The following is a 6,665-nucleotide window of genomic DNA, read 5'->3' as shown; positions in this document are numbered from 1 at the left end:
TATATACGGCAAGGCGACGTTGACGCGGTTTGAAGAGATTTTTGAAGAGTATGAAACGAAAAGGAGGTTGGTCATTGTACTAGCCTCCTTTTGATATGATATAATAGTTCTATGAGATTAGATAAATTTTTAGTTGCCTGTGCGGTGGGAAGTCGGACTGAGGTCAAAAACTTGCTCAAGGCTGGGCGCGTGACTGTAAATGGTAAAAAAGAAAAATCAGCTAAATTGCAGATTGATGAAGAAAGAGATGAGATTCGCTTTGATGGGCAAGTGTTGGAGTATGAAGAGTTTGTCTACTATATGATGAACAAGCCCCAAGGAGTTATCTCAGCGACTGAGGATCCCAAGCACAGAACCGTTCTGGACTTGTTGGATGATATTGCTCGGAGCAAGGAAGTTTTCCCAGTAGGGCGCTTGGATATCGATACGCATGGACTCCTGCTCCTGACCAATGACGGTCAGCTTGCCCATGCTCTTCTTTCACCCAAGCGTCATGTGGATAAGACCTATCTGGCTCAGGTCAAGGGAATTATGACACAAGAAGATGTGGAGATATTTGCCAAGGGTATTCCTCTCAAAGACTTTACTTGTCAACCCGCTAGACTGGAGATTCTTTCCACAGATGCAGAAAAGAATCAGAGCCAAATCCGTGTGACTATTGCAGAAGGAAAGTTTCATCAGGTCAAGCGTATGGTGGGCTACTGTGGCAAGGAAGTGGTGGACTTGCAACGATTGACTATGGGAACTTTAGTATTAGATGAGAACCTGGAACGAGGGGAATGGCGTCGCTTGACCAAGGAAGAATTAGAAATTCTCCTTGCTAGTATTGCTTAATTTGATTTATATTTGAAAAAGGTGAGGAAGAATGTCCTTGCCTTTTATGTTTTTTAGTTGCTTCCTTTGTGAAAAGAGTTATAATAGACTGTAGAATAAAAGGAGGAATCTATGAACGCGATTCAAGAATCATTTACTGATAAACTATTTGCCAACTATGAAGCAAATGTAAAATACCAAGCGATTGAAAATGCTGCTAGCCACAACGGAATTTTTGCAGCTCTGGAACGTCGCCAAAGCCATGTAGACAACACACCTGTTTTCTCATTGGATTTAACCAAGGACAAGGTCACTAACCAGAAAGCGTCTGGTCGTTGCTGGATGTTTGCGGCTCTCAACACTTTTCGCCACAAACTCATCTCGCAATACAAATTGGAGAACTTTGAGTTGTCACAAGCCCACACTTTCTTCTGGGACAAGTATGAGAAATCAAACTGGTTCTTGGAGCAAGTCATTGCGACTGCAGACCAAGAATTGACGAGCCGTAAGGTTAGCTTCTTACTCCAAATACCACAACAAGATGGTGGTCAATGGGATATGGTCGTTTCCCTCTTTGAAAAATACGGTGTCGTGCCTAAGTCAGTTTATCCTGAGTCTGTTTCATCTAGTAGCAGCCGTGAGCTAAATGCAATCCTTAACAAATTGCTGCGCCAAGATGCTCAAATCTTGCGTGACTTACTAGCTTCTGGCGCAGACCAAGCGACTGTTCAAGCTAAGAAAGAAGACCTCTTGCAAGAGATCTTTAACTTCCTTGCCATGTCACTAGGACTACCACCACGTAAATTTGACTTTGCTTATCGTGATAAGGATAATAACTACCAAAGCGAAAAAGGTATTACTCCACAGGAATTTTACAAGAAATATGTCAATCTTCCTTTAGAAGACTACGTTTCTGTTATCAATGCTCCAACTGCTGATAAACCATACGGTAAATCTTACACAGTTGAGATGTTGGGAAATGTCGTTGGTAGCCGTGCGGTTCGTTACATCAACGTTCCAATGGAGCGCTTGAAAGAATTGGCGATTGCCCAAATGCAAGCAGGTGAGACTGTTTGGTTTGGTTCTGATGTTGGCCAGCTCAGCAACCGCAAAGCTGGAATCCTTGCGACAGATGTTTATGACTTTGAATCAAGCATGGACATTAAACTTACTCAAGACAAGGCTGGACGTTTGGACTATAGCGAAAGCTTGATGACCCACGCCATGGTCTTGACAGGTGTTGACTTGGACGAAAATGGTAAATCAACCAAGTGGAAGGTTGAAAACTCATGGGGAGACAAGGTCGGTACAGATGGTTACTTTGTTGCCTCAGACGCTTGGATGGACGAATACACATACCAAATCGTTGTTCGTAAGGAATTGCTGACAGCAGAAGAACAAGCTGCCTATGAAGCAGAACCAATTGTGCTTGCACCTTGGGATCCAATGGGAGCCTTGGCAGAATAATACTCTTCGAAAATCAAATTCAAACCACGTCAGCTTCGCCTTGCCGTACTCAAGTACAGCCTGCGGCTCGCTTCCTAGTTTGCTCTTTGATTTTCATTGAGTATAAAAGCCTAGAAAAAAGGAATCAGATTTTAGAACCTGGTTCCTTTTTAGTTGCTTGATTACATGATGTGAAGAACATGTGCCACAATACCCACTGCGAAGAGGGCAAGGATAATAGTGATTGGAGATACTTTTTTCTTAAGCAAGTACATGCAAAGTAAAGTAAGGAGTAGTCCTGATAGTCCAGGAATCAACATATCCAAGTTTTGTTGGAAAGTAGTAACTTTTTCAGGTGTTTGAGATAATCCTTGTCCTACTTGTGCGAATGCTTCTTGGATACCTTTAGACCCTTCTGGCAATTTATCCCAATGGATATAAGCTTTTTCATCTAGTTGAACTTTAGAAACATCGAAAGCAAATTTAATATTTACCCAGCGTTGAACAAGGACAGCAAGAATGAACATACCAAGGATAGAAGCTCCTTTAGTGATGTCTTGAAGGATACCGCCAGACATATCTTTCGTGATTTCTGATCCAGCCTTGTATCCAATCTCTTGAACATACCACAAGAATGACATACGAATCAAGTTCCATGCAACAAAGAAGAGGAGCGGACCCAAGATATTGCCAGTAAGGGCAAGTGAAGCACCGAGAGATCCAAGGATTGGGCGTACTGTAAACCAGAATACTGGGTCACCGATACCAGCAAGAGGTCCCATCATACCGATTTTAACCCCTTGGATAGCAGCGTCATCGATTTCCACACCGTTAGCACGTTCTTCTTCAAGCGCAAGAGTAACCCCCATGACTGGAGCAGCTACGTATGGATGAGTGTTGAAGAACTCAAGGTGACGCTCAAGAGCAGCGATTTGATCTTCTTTTTTAGTATAGAGTTTTTTGATAGCTGGAATGAGTGTATAAGCCCAGCCCAAGTTTTGCATCCGTTCAAAGTTCCAAGACCCTTGTAAGAAGGTTGAACGCCACCAAACTTTTTTACGATCTGATTTAGTTAATTGAAGTTTTTCAGTCATGATGTTTTCAGTCCTTTCTTATCTTAGTAGTCTTCTAGGATATCGCCGATTGGGTCGTTAGAAGTTGCGGCTCCTCCGCCACCATTTCCACCAGTTTTAGAAAGGTGAAGGTAGATAAGAGCGATAGCAACACCGATAGCACCGAATCCGATTAGAGTAATATCTGACACAGCAGCGAGAACGAAACCAAGAGCGAAGAATGGCCATACTTCACGAGTTGCCATCATGTTGATAACCATGGCGTAACCAACGGCAACGACCATACCACCACCGATAGCCATACCATCTTTGAGCCAGTCTGGCATGGCACTAAGGATACTTTGTACAGTTTCAGTTGGTACCATAAGGAGAAGAGCTGCAGGAAGCGCGATACGAAGTCCTTGGAAAAGTAGCGCGATGAAATGCGCACGCTCCACAGCGCCGAAGTCACCTTTTTTAGCGGCAGCATCTGCAGTATGAACCAAACCAACTGAGATTGTACGAACAATCATAGTTAAGAATAGACCAGCAACGGCAAGAGGGATAGCAACCGCTTGAGCAACACCGATACCTGTCTTAGTAAAGTCACCACCAAGAACCATGATAATGGCAGCAGCGACAGAAGCAAGTGCAGCATCAGGAGCGATAGCAGCACCGATATTTGACCAACCAAGGGCAATCATTTGAAGCGATCCACCGAGGATAATCCCTGCTTCCAAGTGACCTGTTACAAGCCCAATAAGGGTACAGGCTACAAGTGGTTGGTGAAATTGGAACTGGTCGAGGATGCCTTCAAGACCTGCAAAGAAGGCTACAACGACTACTAAAACCATAGAAATAATAGACATGTTTAAAATCCTTTCATAAATAATGGCTTATTTGACATTGGCTTTGTTAATCAAGTCAAACAAATCTTTTTTAGAATCATTTGGTACTTTACGGACATCAAATTCAACACCCAAGTCACGCATTTTTTCAAATGTAGCAACATCTTCTTTGTCCATAGACAAAACGGTATTGACCAATGTTTTACCTGTTGAGTGAGCCATAGAACCAACGTTAAGAGTTTTGATTGGCACGCCACCTTCGATGGCACGAAGGGCATCTTGAGGTGTTTCAAACAAGATAAGGGCATGTGTTTCTCCAAAACGTGGGTCTTTTGAAATCTCAATCAGTTTTTGAATTGGAACCACGTTAGCCTTGACATTACCTGGAGCTGCTTGTTTAATCAATTCTTTACGAAGGTCGTCTTTAGCCACGTTATCTGAAGCAACGATGATACGATTTGCTTTTGAATCTGGAGTCCAAGCAGTTGCAACCTGACCGTGAAGTAGACGTGTGTCAAGACGGGCAAGATTGATTTTCAATTTACCGTCTCCGATAACAGTTCCTTCTGGGATAGCAGCTTGGGCAACTGGAGCAGCTGCAGCGCTTGCAACTTCTTCAACTGGATTTAGCTCTTCTGGAAGAGCTTTGATGCCATCTTTGGCTTCTTTAATGATATTCGCAGCGACTTTTTCTACACCTGCAGCAGCGTCCATGAGGCGCTCTGTGTAGGCTTGAATCAACATCGGTAAGTTAAGTCCTGTGATGATGGCAAACTTACGCTCAGGATTTTCTCCCATCACGCGACTAGCTTGGTTAAATGGAGAACCACTCCAAAGGTCAGCCAAAACTAGAACCTCATCTTCTGCGTCAAATGCAGCAACAGCGTTATTAAACTTAGCGTATAGATCATCAGGACCTTCATTTGGCATAAAGGTCACAACTTGAACCTTTTCTTGTTCACCAAAGATCATAGATCCTGACTGATGAATACCCGCAGCAAATTCGCCGTGGCTCGCAATAATGATTCCGATACTCATTATTGTCATTCCTCCTTTTTTGTTTTAGTTTTCATTTAAGAAAACTTTAAGACTGTTTAAGTATAAACCGTTTTCATGTAAAAAGCAACTATTTATCATAAAAAATTAAAAAAACTTTTACTTTTGGATGTTGATATATTGAGTTTTTTGAGGAGTAATATTGAATCCACATTTAAAAATTTAATATAAAAAAGTTGGAAGCGCATTCCAACTTTTAAAATAGGTTTCTATTAGATTAGTGGGTGAAGTCGAGTACCATACGTCCTTGGATTTGACCTTTTTCCATTTCGTCGAAAATGGCTACGGCATCTTCTATTGGACGTTTTTGAACAACTGGAACTACTAAACCTTCTGCACCGAATTGGAAGGCTTCTTCCAAGTCTTTACGAGTTCCGACAAGAGAACCGATGACTTGGATTCCATCGAGGACTGTTTTAACGATGCTGAGTTCCATCATTTCAGAAGGAAGACCGACAGCGACAACGCGACCACCAGCACGAACGGAGTCAACAGCCTGGTTGAAGGCAACTTTAGATACAGCAGTTACGACAGCTGAATGAGCTCCTCCATCAGTTTTTTCCCTGATGAGTCCTGGTACATCATCAACTTCTAGGCCGTTAATCACAATGTCAGCACCTACTTCTTTTGCAAGGGCAAGTTTGTCATTGTTGATATCAACTGCGATGACATGAGCATTAAATACTTTTTTAGCATATTGAACTGCGAGGTTTCCAAGTCCACCAGCACCGTAAAGAACAACCCATTGACCTGGTTCAACTTTTGCTTCTTTAATCGCTTTATAGGTTGTTACGCCAGCACATGTGATAGAAGAAGCTTGGGCTGGATCAAGTCCGTCAGGAACTTTGACAGCATAGTCAGCAGTTACGATACACTGTTCAGCCATACCACCGTCTACTGAGTAGCCAGCATTTTTTACTGTACGGCAAAGGGTTTCGCGACCAGTTGTACAGTATTCGCAAGTACCACATCCTTCAAAGAACCAAGCAACGCTGACGCGGTCACCGACTTTAAGGCTTTTCACATCTGGGGCAATTTCTTTAACGATACCAACACCTTCGTGACCTAGGACACGTCCTGGTACCTGACCGAAGTCGCCATGGGCAACGTGGAGGTCAGTGTGGCAAACACCACAGTATTCAATTTCTACAAGTGCTTCCCCAGTTTCAAGTGGGCGGAGTACTTTTTCTTCAACAGCAACACCAGTGCTTTCTGGATTTACAACAACAGCTTTCATAGCTATCCTCCTTTATATTGACCGAGAACAGGGACAACGGGACTGGATTGATTTTGTGTCAACAGAGTCGAGTGTGACGAGCTCTCTTGTATTTATATGTGAAGTATATTACAAAAGAAAGCCTTTTCCAAGGTTTTGGAGGCAAAAAGTAGAACAATCGATTAATACTAAACTAAAATAAAAAAGCATTATACAATAGTAATATGAAATCAA

The 6,665-nt window shown here is 42.6% G+C and carries 6 protein-coding genes; 2 read left to right on the top strand and 4 right to left on the bottom strand.

Annotated features, from left to right (window positions below; all coding sequences use genetic code 11):
• Positions 1-111 precede the first annotated feature (111 nt).
• Positions 112-834 (top strand): pseudouridine synthase, encoded by a 723-nt coding sequence (locus tag HT719_RS05205; protein WP_119947943.1) that lies wholly within the window; start codon positions 112-114, stop codon positions 832-834.
• 111 nt (positions 835-945) lie between these two features.
• A complete protein-coding gene (pepC, locus tag HT719_RS05200) occupies positions 946-2,280 on the top strand; it encodes an aminopeptidase C (RefSeq protein WP_050971442.1) in 1,335 nt (444 codons plus the stop codon).
• A gap of 161 nt (positions 2,281-2,441) precedes the next feature.
• Here pepC and HT719_RS05195 read toward each other — a convergent pair whose 3' ends face one another.
• The 4 genes from HT719_RS05195 to adhP all read right to left on the bottom strand — a co-directional run bounded on the left by HT719_RS05195 (position 2,442) and on the right by adhP (position 6,452).
• Positions 2,442-3,353, bottom strand: coding sequence for a PTS system mannose/fructose/sorbose family transporter subunit IID (locus HT719_RS05195; RefSeq protein ID WP_000136861.1), 912 nt, complete (start codon positions 3,351-3,353; stop codon positions 2,442-2,444).
• A 23-nt stretch (positions 3,354-3,376) separates the two neighbouring features.
• Positions 3,377-4,180, bottom strand: a complete 804-nt coding sequence (locus tag HT719_RS05190) for a PTS mannose/fructose/sorbose transporter subunit IIC (protein ID WP_000022715.1) — start codon at positions 4,178-4,180, stop codon at positions 3,377-3,379.
• A 27-nt stretch (positions 4,181-4,207) separates the two neighbouring features.
• Positions 4,208-5,197 (bottom strand): PTS sugar transporter subunit IIB, encoded by a 990-nt coding sequence (locus HT719_RS05185; protein ID WP_000021972.1) that lies wholly within the window; start codon positions 5,195-5,197, stop codon positions 4,208-4,210.
• A 235-nt stretch (positions 5,198-5,432) separates the two neighbouring features.
• Positions 5,433-6,452, bottom strand: a complete 1,020-nt coding sequence (gene adhP / locus HT719_RS05180) for an alcohol dehydrogenase AdhP (protein WP_172928466.1) — start codon at positions 6,450-6,452, stop codon at positions 5,433-5,435.
• Positions 6,453-6,665: the final 213 nt, after the last annotated feature.

It is taken from the genome of Streptococcus sp. k-378 (assembly GCF_013277505.1).
Taxonomy (GTDB): domain Bacteria; phylum Bacillota; class Bacilli; order Lactobacillales; family Streptococcaceae; genus Streptococcus; species Streptococcus pseudopneumoniae.
The sequence above is the reverse complement of the archived record's forward strand: the minus strand, read 5'-3'. Positions and strand labels throughout refer to the sequence as shown.

Coding starts and splice junctions, on each gene's coding strand:
- HT719_RS05205 (WP_119947943.1), top strand. CDS start 112: ATGAGATTAGATAAATTTTTAGTTGCCTGTGCGGTGGGAAGTCGGACT.
- pepC (WP_050971442.1), top strand. CDS start 946: ATGAACGCGATTCAAGAATCATTTACTGATAAACTATTTGCCAACTAT.
- HT719_RS05195 (WP_000136861.1), bottom strand. CDS start 3,353: ATGACTGAAAAACTTCAATTAACTAAATCAGATCGTAAAAAAGTTTGG.
- HT719_RS05190 (WP_000022715.1), bottom strand. CDS start 4,180: ATGTCTATTATTTCTATGGTTTTAGTAGTCGTTGTAGCCTTCTTTGCA.
- HT719_RS05185 (WP_000021972.1), bottom strand. CDS start 5,197: ATGAGTATCGGAATCATTATTGCGAGCCACGGCGAATTTGCTGCGGGT.
- adhP (WP_172928466.1), bottom strand. CDS start 6,452: ATGAAAGCTGTTGTTGTAAATCCAGAAAGCACTGGTGTTGCTGTTGAA.